This window comes from Paraburkholderia sp. HC6.4b, assembly GCF_014200875.1.
In the GTDB taxonomy this organism is placed as follows: Bacteria; Pseudomonadota; Gammaproteobacteria; order Burkholderiales; family Burkholderiaceae; genus Paraburkholderia; species Paraburkholderia tuberum.
This window is the reverse complement of record NZ_JACHDC010000009.1, coordinates 113,249-129,363: the sequence shown is the minus strand read 5'-3', so window position 1 is coordinate 129,363 and position 16,115 is coordinate 113,249. Positions and strand designations below refer to the sequence as shown.

At 60.0% G+C, this 16,115-nt stretch carries 15 protein-coding genes; 4 read left to right on the top strand and 11 right to left on the bottom strand.

Going from position 1 to position 16,115, the window contains the following annotated elements; genetic code table 11:
* Positions 1-51: 51 nt before the first annotated feature.
* From HDG34_RS15660 to HDG34_RS15645, 4 genes are all read right to left on the bottom strand, one after another.
* Positions 52-747, bottom strand: coding sequence for a hypothetical protein (locus HDG34_RS15660; protein WP_184061159.1), 696 nt, complete (start codon positions 745-747; stop codon positions 52-54).
* On the bottom strand, positions 686-1,228 hold the full coding sequence (locus HDG34_RS15655; protein ID WP_184061158.1) for an SLOG family protein: 543 nt from the start codon (positions 1,226-1,228) through the stop codon (positions 686-688). Before HDG34_RS15655 ends, HDG34_RS15660 begins: the two co-directional genes overlap by 62 nt.
* A 65-nt stretch (positions 1,229-1,293) precedes the next feature.
* Entirely contained in the window at positions 1,294-1,650 is a 357-nt protein-coding gene (locus HDG34_RS15650; RefSeq protein ID WP_184061157.1) for a hypothetical protein, read from the bottom strand.
* Between the two features lie 62 nt (positions 1,651-1,712).
* Complete coding sequence (locus HDG34_RS15645) at positions 1,713-3,227, bottom strand: hypothetical protein (RefSeq protein ID WP_184061156.1); 1,515 nt, start codon at positions 3,225-3,227, stop codon at positions 1,713-1,715.
* A gap of 109 nt (positions 3,228-3,336) precedes the next feature.
* Between HDG34_RS15645 and HDG34_RS15640 the strand changes: the two genes are divergently transcribed.
* Together HDG34_RS15640 and HDG34_RS15635 are read left to right on the top strand one after the other, a co-directional pair.
* Positions 3,337-4,170 (top strand): hypothetical protein, encoded by an 834-nt coding sequence (locus HDG34_RS15640; protein ID WP_184061155.1) that lies wholly within the window; start codon positions 3,337-3,339, stop codon positions 4,168-4,170.
* Positions 4,171-4,364: 194 nt separating this feature from the next.
* Positions 4,365-5,051 carry a C40 family peptidase gene (locus HDG34_RS15635; RefSeq protein WP_221309152.1) on the top strand — a complete coding sequence of 229 codons (687 nt, stop codon included), beginning with the start codon at positions 4,365-4,367 and terminating at the stop codon, positions 5,049-5,051.
* Between the two features lie 52 nt (positions 5,052-5,103).
* Here the strand turns inward: HDG34_RS15635 and HDG34_RS15630 are convergent, their stop codons facing one another.
* Genes HDG34_RS15630 through HDG34_RS15620 form a run of 3 tightly spaced genes read right to left on the bottom strand, consistent with a single transcriptional unit; the run spans position 5,104 to position 7,652 of the window.
* Positions 5,104-6,708, bottom strand: coding sequence for a ribonuclease H (locus HDG34_RS15630; RefSeq protein WP_184061154.1), 1,605 nt, complete (start codon positions 6,706-6,708; stop codon positions 5,104-5,106).
* A gap of 51 nt (positions 6,709-6,759) precedes the next feature.
* The gene (locus tag HDG34_RS15625) at positions 6,760-7,248 is read right to left on the bottom strand and encodes a hypothetical protein (protein ID WP_184061153.1); all 489 of its coding nucleotides are present in this window, start codon (positions 7,246-7,248) and stop codon (positions 6,760-6,762) included.
* Positions 7,249-7,262: 14 nt separating this feature from the next.
* Positions 7,263-7,652, bottom strand: coding sequence for a hypothetical protein (locus tag HDG34_RS15620; RefSeq protein ID WP_184061152.1), 390 nt, complete (start codon positions 7,650-7,652; stop codon positions 7,263-7,265).
* A gap of 91 nt (positions 7,653-7,743) precedes the next feature.
* On the opposite strand from HDG34_RS15620, the gene HDG34_RS15615 reads away from it, so the two are divergent.
* Positions 7,744-9,123 carry a hypothetical protein gene (locus HDG34_RS15615; protein ID WP_184061151.1) on the top strand — a complete coding sequence of 460 codons (1,380 nt, stop codon included), beginning with the start codon at positions 7,744-7,746 and terminating at the stop codon, positions 9,121-9,123.
* A gap of 11 nt (positions 9,124-9,134) precedes the next feature.
* The gene (locus tag HDG34_RS15610) at positions 9,135-10,439 is read left to right on the top strand and encodes a hypothetical protein (protein WP_184061150.1); all 1,305 of its coding nucleotides are present in this window, start codon (positions 9,135-9,137) and stop codon (positions 10,437-10,439) included.
* Between the two features lie 16 nt (positions 10,440-10,455).
* On the opposite strand, the gene HDG34_RS15605 is transcribed toward HDG34_RS15610, so the two are convergent.
* The 4 genes from HDG34_RS15605 to HDG34_RS15590 all read right to left on the bottom strand — a co-directional run bounded on the left by HDG34_RS15605 (position 10,456) and on the right by HDG34_RS15590 (position 16,054).
* Positions 10,456-10,983: a hypothetical protein gene (locus HDG34_RS15605; RefSeq protein ID WP_184061149.1), complete on the bottom strand. Its 528-nt coding sequence runs from the start codon at positions 10,981-10,983 to the stop codon at positions 10,456-10,458.
* Between the two features lie 199 nt (positions 10,984-11,182).
* Positions 11,183-13,111, bottom strand: coding sequence for a hypothetical protein (locus HDG34_RS15600; RefSeq protein ID WP_184061148.1), 1,929 nt, complete (start codon positions 13,109-13,111; stop codon positions 11,183-11,185).
* Between the two features lie 24 nt (positions 13,112-13,135).
* Positions 13,136-14,545: a hypothetical protein gene (locus tag HDG34_RS15595; RefSeq protein WP_184061147.1), complete on the bottom strand. Its 1,410-nt coding sequence runs from the start codon at positions 14,543-14,545 to the stop codon at positions 13,136-13,138.
* Positions 14,546-14,599: 54 nt separating this feature from the next.
* Complete coding sequence (locus tag HDG34_RS15590) at positions 14,600-16,054, bottom strand: hypothetical protein (protein WP_184061146.1); 1,455 nt, start codon at positions 16,052-16,054, stop codon at positions 14,600-14,602.
* Positions 16,055-16,115: the final 61 nt, after the last annotated feature.

Below are 16,115 nucleotides of genomic sequence, written 5' to 3'. Positions count from 1 at the left end.
CTTGTGAGAGACATGGCCCAATTCCCTCCTCCTGTCCCCTGGTGAGCGCCATTACAGTCCCTCAGCATCGAGGTGCATGGACAGCAGCATGACGCGCAGCGCCTGGGTCGACTTCACGCCACCGCGGAACGGTTCGATCGCCTTCTGCGAGGCGCCGCCCGTGCGGGCGAAGCTCTCGTTCATGGCGTTGAATCCCTGGGTGTCGCCACCTCGCAGGGTGATCAGCTCGTGCAGGGTCTTGTCCAGATGGAAGGCGGCGAGCACCTGGTTTTCAGGAAACGAAATCTTGCTCGCTTCCGACTTGCCGGAAGGCTGGCCGGTGAGATCGTCGACGCTGCGGTTATCCTCGGGAATCGAGATCTTCTTCACGAGCAGCTGCGCCTGGCGGCACAGCGTGAGATCGCACACCAGATACCGGACCGGCGAGAGATAGGGCGGGGCATCGTTACCGTTGTCGATCCAGATGCGTTCGAAAAAATTGTGGCCGAGCTCGTCGGCGATCGCCAGGTTGTTGGCGACGGTGACTTTCTCCTTCGAAAGGTTGGGCGCCACGATGGCAAGCCGGATTTCACGGCGCTCGAGCCTGCCCATGAAGGCGTGGAATGCCTCATCGTCCATGCCGGCAAAGAGCGCCCGGTAGATCCTGACGTTGCTGTCAGAGCCGGGAATAAGCTTGCCGATATACTCAAGAAGGAACTTCTCTGTCTCCTTTCTTTTTCCGGGTGGGCTGTCCATTGCGGTGCTCATTCCATTGCTCCGGATCGCGGTTGATCAGAAAGATGGAGGGTTTGATCTGGTGGTCTTCGGCCTCCTCGATCATGTTGCGGGTGCCGGGCGAGACGCCATCCCAGAAACAGACGACGCGTGTGGCCACGCGGGCCATCTCGCGGTTTCGCTGATGGCCTGCGCGCGCGTTGTAGGGTCTGCCCGTCACGGCGCTCTTCTTGATGTAGGAGTTCGGCGCGCCCAGGTTCTCCCAGTCCGCAGGATATTCGGTCCACGCCTGACCACGGGCACGGCACCAGCGGATGATCATCTCGTCAGGACCGCTGGGAGCCTTGCCCGAGATGAAGATCACCGATGCGCCGGGGCGCACGTTCCTGTCAAGCCACGACTCGAGAAGTTCGGCGAAAACGCGGTCGTCGTTGAAGGTACGGCTACCCGCGACGACGACCGCTTCGTCGAACGAGCGAATCGCGGTGTGGCTGAGCGCAGTGTGGCCGATCATCAGGGGCGGCAGGGCGGTCAGCCGGGACGGCGCCGGCGGCGGCAACCGGGGAGCAACCCGGGAGCTCAAAGCGAGCCGGGAAGCTGATGCTCCAGAATGAACGGCAGCACGCCCGTTTCGAAAAGTTTTTTCCAATCCTGAATACTCCCTTCCTTGTCTACCAGGCAGTACCGCACGTCGATGGTGTCGATACGTTCACGTTGATTCAGTTTGGCGAAGATAACGCGCCACGCACGATTGATGGCGAAGCGCTGATAGTGGGGGTCAGATAGCGTATCGACCCCTGACTGGAGAAATCTCAGCCAGGCCTGTGGCTCCGGATGAAGGTTTTCGGCCAGCAGGCCGGTCACAAAAGCAGCAAGATTGTCTGGCGCAGCCGGCATGGGTTCAGGCCCGCCGGAGGTGTCGATCGGGTGACTCATGATGAGCGCTCTGTCCAGTAAGTAATATAGGTTTCACCGCGCGTGCATTCCAGGCACGTCCATCACGCATGCACGGTTGCGCGTTCTGCGTCCCGTGCGCGGTACTGTTCCATGCATGCCTGGTATCGCGGCCTGACAGTCTTCCTGTCCTCCTCGAGCCAGTACGGCACGTAACGTTTGGGATCGCCAACGGGCAGGCTCATGCGGAGCAGATCCATCGTCGAGAGGTAGGGGAGCTCCCGTGCTTCCCCCGGTTCATGGGTCCACCACCCGCGTGTGGTCAGCAAAACCGTCCAGTCGTAGCCCTGCGACTTCAGGTTCTCATACAGCGCTTTCGGACCAATGCGGTACTTTTCCGGCTGGGAGTGCCAGAGATAGCCCATCTGGCACATCTCCGAAGTGATCGCAAGCGCCCGCCGCAAAAGAGGATCGGCATCGATCCGGGCGCGCACGGAGGTGCGTTGCAGCTTCACGTCGGGGTAGAGCGCGAGCGCATAGCTGGTGTTGCTGCCTTCCAGCCCATAGCGGGCGTTTTCCCGGATGTGATGAAACTCGGTCAGCGACGGCAGCACGCCGTCGGCCTGCGACACGATGAGGGTGACGGGCATGCCCGACGGCCCGGCTTTGCCGCGCAGGTTACGGATCTGTACGGCATTCAGGTCGGTATCGTGCGCCATGTCATCGCTGCTGTTGCGCGGATACTCCGGCCCTTTCGTTCCCTGGTTCAGCAGGGGCGCGGCACTGAATGCGTGCCAGCAGTTGTGCGTGAGGAATGTGAACTTGGCCGGTACGCCCTTGATCTTGTCGCCGTTGCGCAGATACTTGAGCATGCTGGATTGAACGCCAGCACCGGGTGGCCCGCCCAGGTCGATCACCTTGCCGATATGGGCCGTCATCAGAAGATAGTCGTAGACACTGGTATGGGTGCGCGGCACTTCCATCAGGATGCGGTTCTTCACGCGCCCCTGCTGCATGTCGATGGTATTGCCCTTCGCCTCGCCGAGTTCGATATCGTCCTGCATCTCGATGATGTTGCTGGTCTCGAATTCACTGAAGGAATCAATTTCCGTGAAGGTCGGGATGAGCATCCGGAAGGGGCCGGAATGCTCGCGGTTCCAGTGCGGCGTGTTCACAGCGATGTCACGGCGCTTTCCCTTCTCCTCCAGTTCCTCCTTGTGAATGCGATACCACTCGTCGCCCACATAGACAGTTTTGTCGGTAATGATCCAGCGGCCGTTGCGCAGAATGTTTTCGTCATGAAAATCGCCGATATTCGCGGCAACCTTGACCTGATGCTCTTCATGAATGTTGGTCTCGGTGTCATAGGTCTTGGCGGTGGAATGCATCATGCGCGCCATGGCGGTGAGCATCATGAAGCGCTCGATCGTCGATTTGAAGTTGTTGCCGATGCCAACGATGCCGGTGATAAATCCGAGTCCGCCATTGAGGATCGATTCGCCGCGTCGTCCCTCGATGTAGTGCCCGGTCGGGATGTCCAGACACGCGCCGAGATTGATCATGAGCTTGACGTTGGGCGCAGGCGTCATCCTCGACCGAAGATCAATGTCCTGGGTCATCTCGCCTCCGTGTCAATTGCAAACTGATCTGGACTGCTTACAGATGATGATCTTCGAAAGTTAGATTTTATGACCGCCCGCCGGGCGCCCGCATGAGGGGACACAGACCATGACGACCCTGCTCAAGAACCAGCGCAAGGTGGTGGCGCTGGAGGCATTTGCCCTTCAGGATATCGCCGGATTGCTGCGCCGGGCCTTTCCGGCCATCAGGAAGGGCTTTGAGGATCTGGCGGGGCTCATCTCACCCGATGATCGTCCGGTAGTCCTGAGCGCAGACCAGAAGACGTTTCTCGGGCTGCTCGCGGGACACAACTACGTCACGCTTTCGCCACTGCCGGCGCGCGTCCCCCAGGGACTGAAGGTACCGTATCTGGTCTATGCGGAAGCACTATCGGATGCCGTATCTCACGCGGCGCAGATCAATGAAGAGCTTTCGCGCTATACGCTCTTTCTTGGCAGGCTCGTGACAAGCCACGAATTCCAGTACAGCGCGGAGTACGACCCCGCCTACTACAGGGAACTGCAGCGCCAGCGTGAGGACGACAACCAGAAGCTCGGACAGTGCTACCAGACGGGATCGACGAGGACGGAGCGCACCTATGCGGACGTCGTCTCGCGCAATGCTGACTGGAAGACCGTGTTCGAGGTCGCCAACAGGCTCACAGCGGATATTAACCGGGTCGATCGCTCGATCATCACGAAGAAGATCGCGGAATCGGTGCACCTGCTCGACGTGATCGAAAAGAAGATTGTCCGGGAGGAGCTGGAGGGCGTCTCACCCGGGATCGTGACGGAGCTCTCGGAAGGGGCATTCCAGATGGCCTCGCAGCTCGAGATGTACAGCGCCGTCTGGTACAAGGTGCAGACGTTCGTGACGGCTGTGGACTTCAGTGCCGAGGTCGTGCTCCGGGCGTTTGTTGGCAAGGAGCAGGCGAGCCGGTAGCAATCCGGTAATCGAACCATTTTTGTTAAATAAGGTCATGACACGGTATCGCAAAAATATGCCTGTTATTCTCGCGAGCTTCCTTTCATGACGTGCTGATTGCTCTTGCCTTGGAATCTGGCGGACTGGCTAACACTCCGGTCGAGCTGCGAGATGACCAGCCGTGATTTCCGGCCCTATGGGCCACGGCATCCATGCGGCTGACTCTTCCAGGTAATACGGCAAAATTTATTTCGAAAGCCGGCGCGGCTATTGTTGTCACGGCAGCAGCCACGACGGCCGCACCTGCCTGGGCGCATCACCGCCCGCACAACCTGCATCGTGAGCCGGGACACCGGCGCGTTGCGCTCGACGCGCACCCGCAGCCAAAGCGGGGTTTTGTCCACTCCCCCGACGAGGATTCGACGCCTCTCGTTGTACAGGACATGGGGTCAAGTCCAGTGGCAACCGCCGAGCCGCAGACTGAGGTGGCCGATGAGTCCACCACGGCGCTCGAGCGGGTGCAGGAAAAAGCTATGAGCCTCGTCGGTGTGCGGTATCGGTATGGCGGAAGTTCTCCATTGAGCGGATTCGATTGCAGCGGCTTTGTGCAGTACGTGATGCGCCATGCGGCCGGGCTGCAGCTTGGCCGTACGGCGGCGAGCCAGGCGACAGCGGGACAGCAGGTCGGGCGCAGTAACCTGAAGCTGGGTGATCTCGTCTTCTTTCATACCTACGGACGGGGGATTTCCCACGTGGGTCTATACCTCGGCCACGGAAAGTTCGTTCACGCGCCGTCGTCCGGCGGTCATGTGCGCGTTGAAAGACTGGACGATCCGTACTGGCACGTTCACTACGTCAAGGCCGAGCGTCTGAGTGATGCGCAGTTCCGGCAGGACTAACCGTCACGCGTGCAGCGGCGGGCATCAGAGCCGTACGCCGGGGCATTGAGAATCAGGGGATCACCCGCAGGTTCGAATACGTGCCGGCGCTGATGCAGATGTCCTCGCCCGCCTTGACCACCGTCGCATACCGGAAGGATCGCCCTGATTCGGGCCATGTGATCAGCGTTACCGTGGGGCTGGACTTCTCCAGACGCTTGAGCGAGTTGCGATTGAGCAGGTCGATGCCAAGCGTCAGGGTCAGGGGAATCGAAGCTACGCTGTCGGCTGCGTGATAATTTGCGCAAACGCTCATCGAGGCAAAGCCGACGCCATACTCTGGCCGCAATTCCATAACGACCTGTGGCTCTCCTTTTTTCGCAGCGGGTTTTTCCTTCGTTTCGTAGAGATGGCCGGTAAGGTCTGTGGTGGTGATGGACGCATCATGCGCTTCATACAGGCGCAGACGCTCAATGAGGCCGGATATCGCTTCGATCGCACGCATGGCGATGCGCGGCGGCCGGCATTCCCGCGACAGCGGCTTGTGGGTATGGCCGCCGGGCTCTTCATCGAGGCAGTTCAGGTCCAGCCTCCATGTGTTAGGCCTCAGCAGGGCAGCTGTGCCCCAGGTAATCAGTTCGCGGTGGGTAGTGGGACTGAAAAGCTGGTCCAGACGCACAATGATGATCGAGTCGAGGCCGGCCGCCAGTTCCGTGGTGTAGTTGCGGATGAGCTCGATTGCCGGATCGGGTGCGCTGAGTCTCGTGACCGTATGCGCGCCGTCGCTGATGCGCTTGCCGAGCAGCTCGTCTTCCTTGCCATGATCTCCGAGATAGTAGACGCCAGGCTGCTGGTACTGTGCCACGCTGTTGAAGTACAGACACCGGTTGGCGAGCATCGGATGACGGCCGGTATCGTATTTCCAGTATCCCTGTGCGGCTGCCGAGCTTATCTCGTTTCTGGGAAGTCCCTGGGCGGACAGCGCAATGCCGATCGTGGCGAGCTTGTCGGCCAGCACGTTGCCCAGATGATGACTATGGGCTTTGACCCAGATGAACCTGACGTCCACGCCACGTTCCAGAAGGCGCGTTCTCGCAGCGGTCAACTCCTTCCAGAGTTCCACATTGGAAACGGGCCTGCCGCCGCGTCTGATCCAGCCATTCTTCTCCCACGTGTCAACCCAGCTTTCCATTCCCCGGCGTACATATTCACTATCAACCCTGATGACAACGCGCTTCACGTCAAAGTCCTGGGCATACTCGAGCGCGCGCGCGGCGGCCGTCAGCTCGCCGATGTCGTTGCTGGGTCTGCGCTCGCCAGTGATGAGCATGGAGCCGTAGCCGTCGACATAGTGGATCGGCGTGACTTCAGTGAGACCGACGCGCTTCGCGGCATCGTACTTTTCGACGTAGCCCTTGCGGGTGAGCAGCCAGCGGCTGTTGCCGCTGCCTTTCGACGGCGCGGAGTCGGCGTAGAGGTAGCCGTGGACCCCCCATCCCGTTGGCCCCGGATTCGGGTTGCTGCCAGCGTCCGTATACAGAACGAGACCGGTCGTTACCTCACTCGCAAGCCTGTCCGGGACGTCATCTGCGGGACGACTGGACGAATTGACCGGGGGCGTGTCTGCCGCGTCTGCGTCCCTGGCTTCCTTCTCGAGAAACCCGTCTTCTGCGTACATCACGCCTCCCCATCAAGTCCGGACCACACGATGGAAGGAGCCGGTAACGTTTTACGGTGCGGTGACGCGGCAGCGATGCAGGTAATCCTGATATGCGGTGTCCAGCGAGCGCTTCAGGCGGACGATGTAATGATGCAGGTCGATGATGTGCCGGTCGGAAATGGCGAGCGCCGACGCGGTATCGCCGGGAAGGACCGCGTCGAGTTCCTTGAGTGGCGCTTTGGGTACGGCCGGGAGATCGGGCATGACAAAGCGGGTACAGACGTCCTGCGCATTGATGCCCTCGTGGGCCTCATGGTTGGTCTGTGAGCTCGCCGGTGCTCCTGGCGGCGTGTGCGTCGATGTGGCGCGGTGCGTTTCCGGCACTTCTGGAGGACGGATGGCGGGGTGCTCGGCATTATTCGCGGGTGATGGCAGCGTGAAAACATAGAGCACGGTGGGAGCGGAGGAGGGAGGTGCTGTGCTGACAGGATTGATCGTGATGCAACCTGGTAGCAGGGCAAGCGTGATGCCCGGGAGAATCCATCCGTACTGGAGCATGGTCGGACCTATCGTCAGTTGTCAGGTTCCCAGTCGGTGAGCGCCGCGCGTAGCCGGTCGACCGGATCGGATTGCGCCGCGGATGCGGAAGCCGCGGCCTCGTGACCAGCGTCCGCGGCGCGATGATCTGAAGCGTGTTCCCCGTCATGCTCCCTGTACTGCGTTGCGAGTTCCTGATACTGACGCTGCAGTCGTACATAACTGATCAGGATGGACACGAATCTCGCGTCCGCGCCGAGACTGACCACGCTGAAAATAAAGCTCGACATCACGAGGACGCTGAAGATCGCACGTCGCCGGTTGCCCCTGAGAACCTGTGTGAAAGGCTGGTCGTTGAGCACCATCTCCCGCACGACTGACCATGTCACGGTGAACAGCTTTGTGACGTACTGGAAAACAGGCATGCAGCACCTCGAATTTTATGGTCCTGGAAAGGCGGGACGCTGGATGCCCCTTTTGCCTCATTAACGACACTCTGGCGGGAGCGCGAACGCGATGTATCTGCTCAAAGGTTTCATCAATAATTCGAAGCTCGCGAGCGCCGCTCCTGCGGGCACGCTTGCCGTGATCGGCGCGCTTTCGGAACTCTCGAGTACCTACGCGATCACGAAATCCATGTTTTTTGAGGAGTCGAGTCCAGACCTCTTCTTCGTGAGCTTTACCAGCGCGGACGACACCGGCACGGTGCAACCACCGCCGGGAATCGCGACACAGGTACTCCGGTTCGCCGCTTGGGTGTACGCGCAGACGCAGGCCATCCCGAACCCCGGCGAGATCGCGGCACAAACCCTGCTCGACGGGTTATTGGGCCAGTTCCAGACCGAGGCACAGAATTTCACGTGCGGCACCATGGTGACCGACGGCACGTACTGGGTGCCGGAATGGCTGCAATGGGAAAACCTCACGGATCCGGTTTATGGCTCGATCACGACGGGTAGCACCTGCCTCATCCGGATCTGGTTCACCGATGCGGCGTTCGCTGCACAGTACGATGACTACACGATCCTCGTCGTGCCGCCGATCCAGAATCTCGATGACTTTTTCACGACCTCCTCCAACGTCGCCGCACTTGTCGCGGCGCAGTCCTATACCGATACCATTGCGCTGGTCAACGCGGCCAGAGGCAATAATCCGGAAACAATGATTGAGGCACTGAGCTTCAATTACATCGATCCGAATAACCCGGCCAATACGATACCGACAAACTGGACGATCCTGATTTACGGACTGGCCGGCAACAATATCGACTCGATTGCCAATGCCATCATCAATTTCATTCTGGCCAACAGCGCGCATGACCAGGCCGACTGGGAAACGATCCTGCCGGACATTTTCAGACGAACGGAATTCACTCTCGTGCCGATGTGGGACCAGTTCGCGATTCCGGATCGTAGCCAGCAACGCGGGATTTACTCGCCAGTCGCCAACCTCAGCCGTGCCAATGCCATGATCAATCAGGTCGCGGCGTATGGTTCGAATCATATTGATTCGAACGCGTGTGTGCAGACCGTGCCGTATAAATGCGTAGCGCTCGTGAGCTGCGGTTCACCGAATAACAGGAACGGCGCATTCCAGATCGTGAACGTGTTTCCGGATATCCTTTCGGTGCCCACGCAAAGCGTGGATTTCAACCGCATGGCGGTCGACACGCAAAACTTCCTGCTGCTCCTCGTTGACATGCTCAAAACCGCGGAAACGCTGACGCAGTTCGGTAGCGTCCCGGCAGGCATGACCAAGCTCGTGCGCAACAATATTCTGTATCTCGTCTCCAGTTATGGGGGCATCAGCTATCTGATGGTCACGCTGTCAAACTTCCCCCTTCCCGGTGTGCCGGCTCCCGTACAGCCCGCCGACACTGCATCGCTCACTTCGTGAACCAGCCTGCCATGACGACACCCCTGAATCCGAACGTCGGTGCATCGGGTCTGTGGTCGCTGGTTGCACCATTCGACCAGCTGATCTCGCCCGCATTGGCGTACAGTTGCGTGGCGGTACGCCTGCTTGTCGATATTATCGCGGCCGGCGGCGATCCCTTTACGCTCTACTATCAGCCGCAGGACCTGACCCAGACCGACTACCAGAATGATGTCGCCGCTGGCGCCGCCATCGTTTCACTGCAGGCCACGGGCGGCAACTGGGTGTATGTACCGAGCACGTACATCAGCCAGATGCCTAACGCGAACAACATCCCGTATCGGGGTATCGTGCTTGGCGTCAATCTCGGTGCGTTGCCGGATTCGCTCGACCTGACCTACGTGAAGTCGCAGGTGAGCGCCGCAGTGCAGGACGCGATCGGTGTGCACCCAGGCGCGGTGACATCGCTTGCCGTGACGTCGAAGACCCTGATCAGCCCGCAGGAGGATGCCTCGATCACCGCGAGCCGTGAGGCGCTGATGGGTAGCAAGGGCACGCCTACAGCCCAGTTGGCCGCAGCGCGCGCCCAGATCGCGACACTGCAGCAGCAGATCGCGATGCTCTCGCAGTTCATCCAGAGTCTGGTCGATGACGGAACGATTCCCGGTGGCGATATTCCTGGCACGGGAGGCGGTACGAAAATCCTGCCGACAGTGACGGCGACGTTTGATCCCGAATTGCTGCCAGACGGCATGGAACTCGCAAACAGCAACATGACGGTGGCGGCGAGCGCGAACGAATGGCTCACTGCGCGCACGACTTACGGGCAGGTTTCGGGCTACTTCTACGCCGAGGCGACCTATGACCGTCTGACGGGGGCTGTAGGGTTTGGTCTCACTAACCAGTTCGGGGCACCGGTAGGCGAGCTGGGCGCAGACGCGAACAGCATCATGATGTTCACCAACGTGGCCAAGGCCACGAGCGGCGTCTACTACCTGGGCGCCGTCGTGGATTCGACCGGCGCGCAGCCGCCATCGCAGGGCATCACGGTGGGCATGGCGGTCAACCTCACCGACGCGCTCATCTGGTTCTACAACCCGATCACCCAGCAGTGGAACGGCGATGCGCCGAACAGCCAGAATCCCGTTGGCAACGTCGGCGGGATCTCCATCCAGAGCATTTGCCGGCACAACGCTCAGGCCGCCCAGGTGTTTCCGGCCGCGTCAACCTGGCAGGTCGCGGATCAGGTCACGTTCAATCCCGGCAATAGCGCGTTCATCAATGCCGTGCCGGCCAGCTATCTCGCATGGAATACGGAGGCCGGTTCGGGAAGCTGACCGGCAGACGCCTTCTTCAGGCAGCAGCTTCAAACTCCCCGATACTTGCTGTATCGACCAGACTCGCGATATCCGGCAGGGTCAACTGGAGTTCCTTGCACCCCGAAAACGCCAGCGATCCGCTGCTGGCTACTAGGTAAGCGACGTCCGTTGGCCCGCATACGCGGTTTTCGACATCGTTTTGGCCGAGTTTCAGCCCGTAGTATTCGTTGATGGCAGGCAGGATGTTATACGTATCAAATGGGTAAGCCGTTATGGGGATCGGCTCGTGACCTGCTTCTGGAGGATCAAGCAAGCCGAGATCGATCCGCCTGTACCAGAACGACCTTCTGCCCCGAATGCGCTGGCTGCAGGCGCCTCCTCTTTCTATCCCTATTTCGATTACGGTATCCCGTTTGATCGTATCTCCGTGAACGGGCTTTTTAGCTACAGGCTTCCCATAGATCACGCCCTGTTCTGGCAGAAGAAAACCGGAGGTAAAATAGACCAGATCGCGAAGAATCTGGGGCGATGTTCTGTGATAGATCGAGTATGGCGGTTTCATTGAAGTCGACTCATGAGACTTGCGATTGCATTGCCGATACCTTTTCCGTTCACGGATGTGCGCTTGTCCACATCCTCGCGGCGAGTGGTAGATCAGATCCCGAAGCATCTGGCTTGCGCTCCGGCGCTCACCTGGCAATGCTGGTTTCATCGTGTCTGGCTCCCGGGGCTTGCGATAGTGATGCTGGGACGCCGTCATGTCAGGCCCCGCCACCAGCTTCCTGCGGCGGCGGGGGTGGCGCAGGCGGCTGGTTGTTGACGTAGCCCATTGGCGGCTGCGGTGCCAGGGGTGAGCCCGTGAAATTCACGGCGTACGAGCGCGGCGTGCCCGTCTGCCCCACCGCACTGATCCCGCAGTACAACGTGAAGAGGCCATTGCCCGTCTGGAGGAACGTGTACGAGCGCGCGTTGGACAGCAGAACATTGTCGCCAATCGACGACGTGAAGGTCATGCCGTCGAGGCTGCCATTGAGCACATAGATCGAGATGACGTTGCCCGAGCGGAAAAAGCCCTGAACCTGAGCTCCGCCGGTCACGCTGAAGAACGGGAAGATGCCGCAAAAGGTGTTGTCCCCGCCGGACGGGCGGTAGTACGCTGTGCCGGCACTGATGGACCAGGCAATCTCCAGGCTGCGCTCGAAATTGCCCCCCATCGCACCCGAGTAGTTGATGCTGAAATACTGCGTTGGCGACTCAGTGACAGGATGGCCGCTCGCATTGATCTGCGCCTGTGCGTTGTTCAGATCGCCCGCGAGATTGTTCCAGGGTCCGACGCAACCGATAGCCTGCGCGCTAACCTGATGCGGATTGCCGAAATTATTGACGTGCCCGACCATCGCCGCGTTGTTGTTCGAGTAATAGGACAGCAGTCCTGAGAGTGCGCTATTGATGGCGCTGTCGATCGCATCACTCGCCATGCCGCCGATCATGTCGACCGTGTCGCCATGAGGATTCGAATAGTTTGCGGCGTGTCCCGACACCGCACTCGCGAGGCTCTGCAACTGCGCAGCAGTCCATGTTCCGAGTTGTGCAGGGGTCAGCTCGTGAGGGTTTGCGGTATTGCCTATATGCGCGTTAAGCGTCGAGAGCGCAGCGCTTACCCCGGATGTCACCGTGCTGGCGGCCGCGGCAATTGCCGCCGAAATGTCGCTGGCGCTTAGCGTGCCGAGTTCGGCGGGAGTCGTCTGGTGGGGGTTGTTCGTGTTGTTGATGTGGGCGTTCATTGTGCTCACGTTGGACGCGAGCACGGCGTTGACCCCATTCTGCGCAATACTGATCTGGTTGTTCGCCTGTGCGACTGAGTACATGTCGACCTGCGCAAGGGTGGTCTGGTGCGGGTTTGCGTAGTCGGTGATGTGATCGTTCAGCGTCTCGTCGACTTCCGTGTCAGCCGCGATACGCGCTGACGTCTCGACCCTGATGGCAGCGTCCTGCTGCGACTGTGTCAAAGCCAGAATCTGGCCGGGTGTGAGCCGGTGGGGGTTGGCGTGATCCGCTTCGTGCTTCACCAGCAGATCGAGCAGTGAACTGATGGCCTGCGTCTGTGTATTGTCGGCCCCGTCCGCGTAAGCCTTCACCTCGTCCTGTGCGATCGGATCACCCATTAACGCCAGCTGCTGCAGGCGATCAATGGCATGGACCACATATTCGAAGGTGATCAGCCCTTCCTGTCCCGCGTCATGCAGCGCCTGCGAGGCAGGCAGATCGGCTACATCGTCGATAACCGATGGCCATTGCGGTGATCGTGTATCAGGTTCATACGTTTCGATCGCATTGGCGATTGCGGTTTGCGGTGTGGCGTACTGCACGCCAAGCGCCTGATAGTCGAGTTCGACGTTGCTGGAAACCGCAGGATCCGTGACAACAACGATCGAGACGATCTGCGTAGCATTGGCTGCGCCGTACTTCGCGGTGGCCAGATCCATGATCCCTGACAGGAAATACTGGTCGGGTCCAAGCGGCTCGCCGGTTGCAACGTCCCGGATGATGAGGCTAGAAGCGTAAAATCCACCGTAGTCTGTCGCGATAGCCCGGATACCGGCTGATCCGATTACGTAATGTTCGTCGGTGATGTGGTTTGATGGTGCCTTTCCTGTTGCGTCCAGTGGCAAACTCATGACTTCGGACATACACAGTTCTCCTGAACGTCGAGGTCAATGGTAAGAAAGGTTGTTGATCGCGGCCTGTAATGCGGCCTGCCACTGTGCGTAGGTCCAGCCGCCGAGCATCGCCACCGTGGTGTTATGGGGGTTATTGAAATTGCCGACGTGGGCGTTGATGTTGTTTGCCTGTGGCGTCAGATACGAGTTGTTCGCCGGGTTCACCAGGTTGCTGGTGATGTTCGCGTTGATCTGTGCGCCCGTCAGCGTACCGACCTGTGAAACGTTCAGCTGGTGCGGATTGCTTCGGTTGCTGATGTGGCTGGTCGCCTGCGTGTTGACCGTGCCGATACTGCCGTTGTCCCACCCGCTGATCTGTGCGAGCGTGGTCTGGTGCGGATTGCTGTAGTTGGTGATGTGGGTATCGAGCTGGCTCTCGATGGCCGCGAGCTGCGTGGTTGCCGGCTGCATCGCCGTCGAAATCACGGCGTTGATCTGTGCCGTCGTCAGTCCATCAATCTGGGCGAGTGTCACCTCATGAGGATTGTCAGTGTCGGCGATGTGCGCGGCCATCGCAGATGCATCCTGCGCGAGCGTTGCGTCAAGCGCATTCACGATGGTGTTCAGGTTGGCATTCGCCTCTTCGCTTGTATAGCCGCCAATGTCGGCCGCCGTGTCGCGATGTGGGTTGCCCAGATCCCCCGAATGGGCCGCAATGCTGGCAAGCAGAGCGCTGTCACCCGCCTCACGTGCGGCTGTCTGGCTGGCAATCAGCGTTGCGACCTGCGCGGCGGAATACATGTTCAGCTGGGCGAGCGTGGTCTGGTGCGGGTTGCTGTAGTTTGTGATGTGCGCCGAGAGCTGCTGCGCAAGATTGGCAATGTCGCCGTCGCGAAGATTGACCTGCTGATCGATGAAACCCAGCACGGTGTCGTAGGCTGCCGTTTCGGACAGGCTCACGATCGCCATCAGCATCTCGATGGCCGTGACGATATAGTCCCAGTCGTAGGTGTCCCCGATTGCGTGCAGATGTGGCACGGGGGGAAAGGTATCCGGCCTGTTCGTGATGTCCTGGAATGCGACACCGCGCGTGTCGTTGGCTAACGCGGTGATTTCATCCGTGATCGCGGCCAGCGGCTGGCCGTACTCGCCGCCCAGCGCCTGGTAGGTAATCAGGACATTGGGGCTGACGCCCGGATCGGTGATGACGATCACCGCGTCGACCTCCTTGCCCGTCAGTCTCGTCGCGTGTTCGTGCAGGAACTGGAAACGATACTGGAGCGGCAACAGCGTGTGCTGGGTGAACGCGTCCACGATCTGGACGGATGCGCCAAAGAAAAGCCCCTGACGGGGCGCGATGACGCGTACAGGCATGGTTCCGATCGCATGCGGCTCGCCAGTCACGAAGTTTTTCCGGCGTTCGCCCGAGAGGTCGAGCGGGTAGCGATAGAGATTGGGTATCATCCGCGGCCCCTTGTAGACGCAACCTTTCCACCCAGGAGAGGCTCAGCGAGGTGCTCAGGGAAGCGCGGCAATGGCATTGCCGGCGCTGCCTCCCGGACCCTGCAGCTGGTTGATCGCGTTTTGCAGCGCCCCGGCCGTGAAGCCTCCCGCACCCGTATTCGCCAGGGTGTCCTGATGCGGGTTGTTCATGTTGCCCGTGTGCGCCGAGATATAGCCGTTCAGCGAATTCACATCGCTTACGATCTGGTTGAGTGCGGCAGCAATGTTGTTGTTGATAGTGGCCGACGAGTAGGTCCCGAGCTGGGCGACTGTCACCTGATGGGGATTGGCCAGATTGTTGATGTGCGAGGTGAGGGGATTGACGATGCTGTTCTGGATTGTCGCATACGTCCACGTGCCGACGTTGGCCGCGGTGTCCTGATGCGGATTGCCCGTGTTCGTCACGTGGTTGTTGACCGAGGTGCCGAGCCCCGAGGCCTGCGAGCCAGGCGTGGCGGCGCCAGCCGTTGCAGCACTGCTGATCTGCCCGCTCGTGAGCGTGCCGATATTCACCGCCGTGTCCTGATGGGGGTTGGCATGGTTCACAAAGTGGGCGTTCTGCACGGCTTCGGTCGTCGTGATCGCCTGCATGAGCGATGCCTGCATCGCAGCCATGGCTGCATCGGATTGCGCAGTCGACCAGCCGCCAATCTGGTTGGCGGTGACTTCGTGCGGATTGTCGTAATCAGCGATATGGGCATTGAGAGCGGCCTGGATAGTGGCATCGGCCTGCTCCTGGTTCACCGTCTCGACGGCGATCGCCGCAGTAGTTTCTTCCGTGGTATAGCCACCGATCAGGTGGGCAGTGTCCTGATGCGGGTTGCCAGAATCCGTCTCGTGGGCGTCAAGCGTGGCGCCTGCGGCCGCGATCGAATCGAGGACCTCATTCACGCAGCTTTGCGCATAGGCCATCAGTTCGTCCTGTGCGCCACCCTGTCCCTGGAGGATCGATGCACTCAGGCGCTCGAGCGCAACAACGATGTACTCCGCACCGTAGATATCGTCAGCAATATGCGGATGGTGTGGCGTGGGCGGGTAGGCGCATGGTTTGCCTGTCACGTCAGCCCAGCTCACAGGGCCGTCATTGATGTGCAGGTTATCGATCGCGATTTGCAGGGCACCGAGTGCCACATTGTTGACGCCGCCAAGCGCCTGATAGGTCACGCGAACTGTCTGGCTCACCGTGAGGTCGGTGATGACCACAACCTCGTCGATCTCGCTGCCGCATCGCATGGATGCGCCGACATCCATCTGTGTCGCGTAGTACTGCGCCCCTGGCGTCAGGGGCAGGCCGGTCGCATTGTCGGTTACAACCAGGGAGGTGGTGAAGAAAAGCCCATAATTCAACGGAAAGGCTCGAATGCTGCGTAGTCCGATGACCTGGATTTCGTCCTCGACCAGGTTGCTGCGCGCGCTGCCGCCGGGGTCGAATGGTAGTGATACAGGCAGCGAAACGGGTGGAGTCGACATGAACGCTCCCACGTATCTGACCGGGGTATGGAGTCCGCCTTCCCGCGAATGCAATCCACCA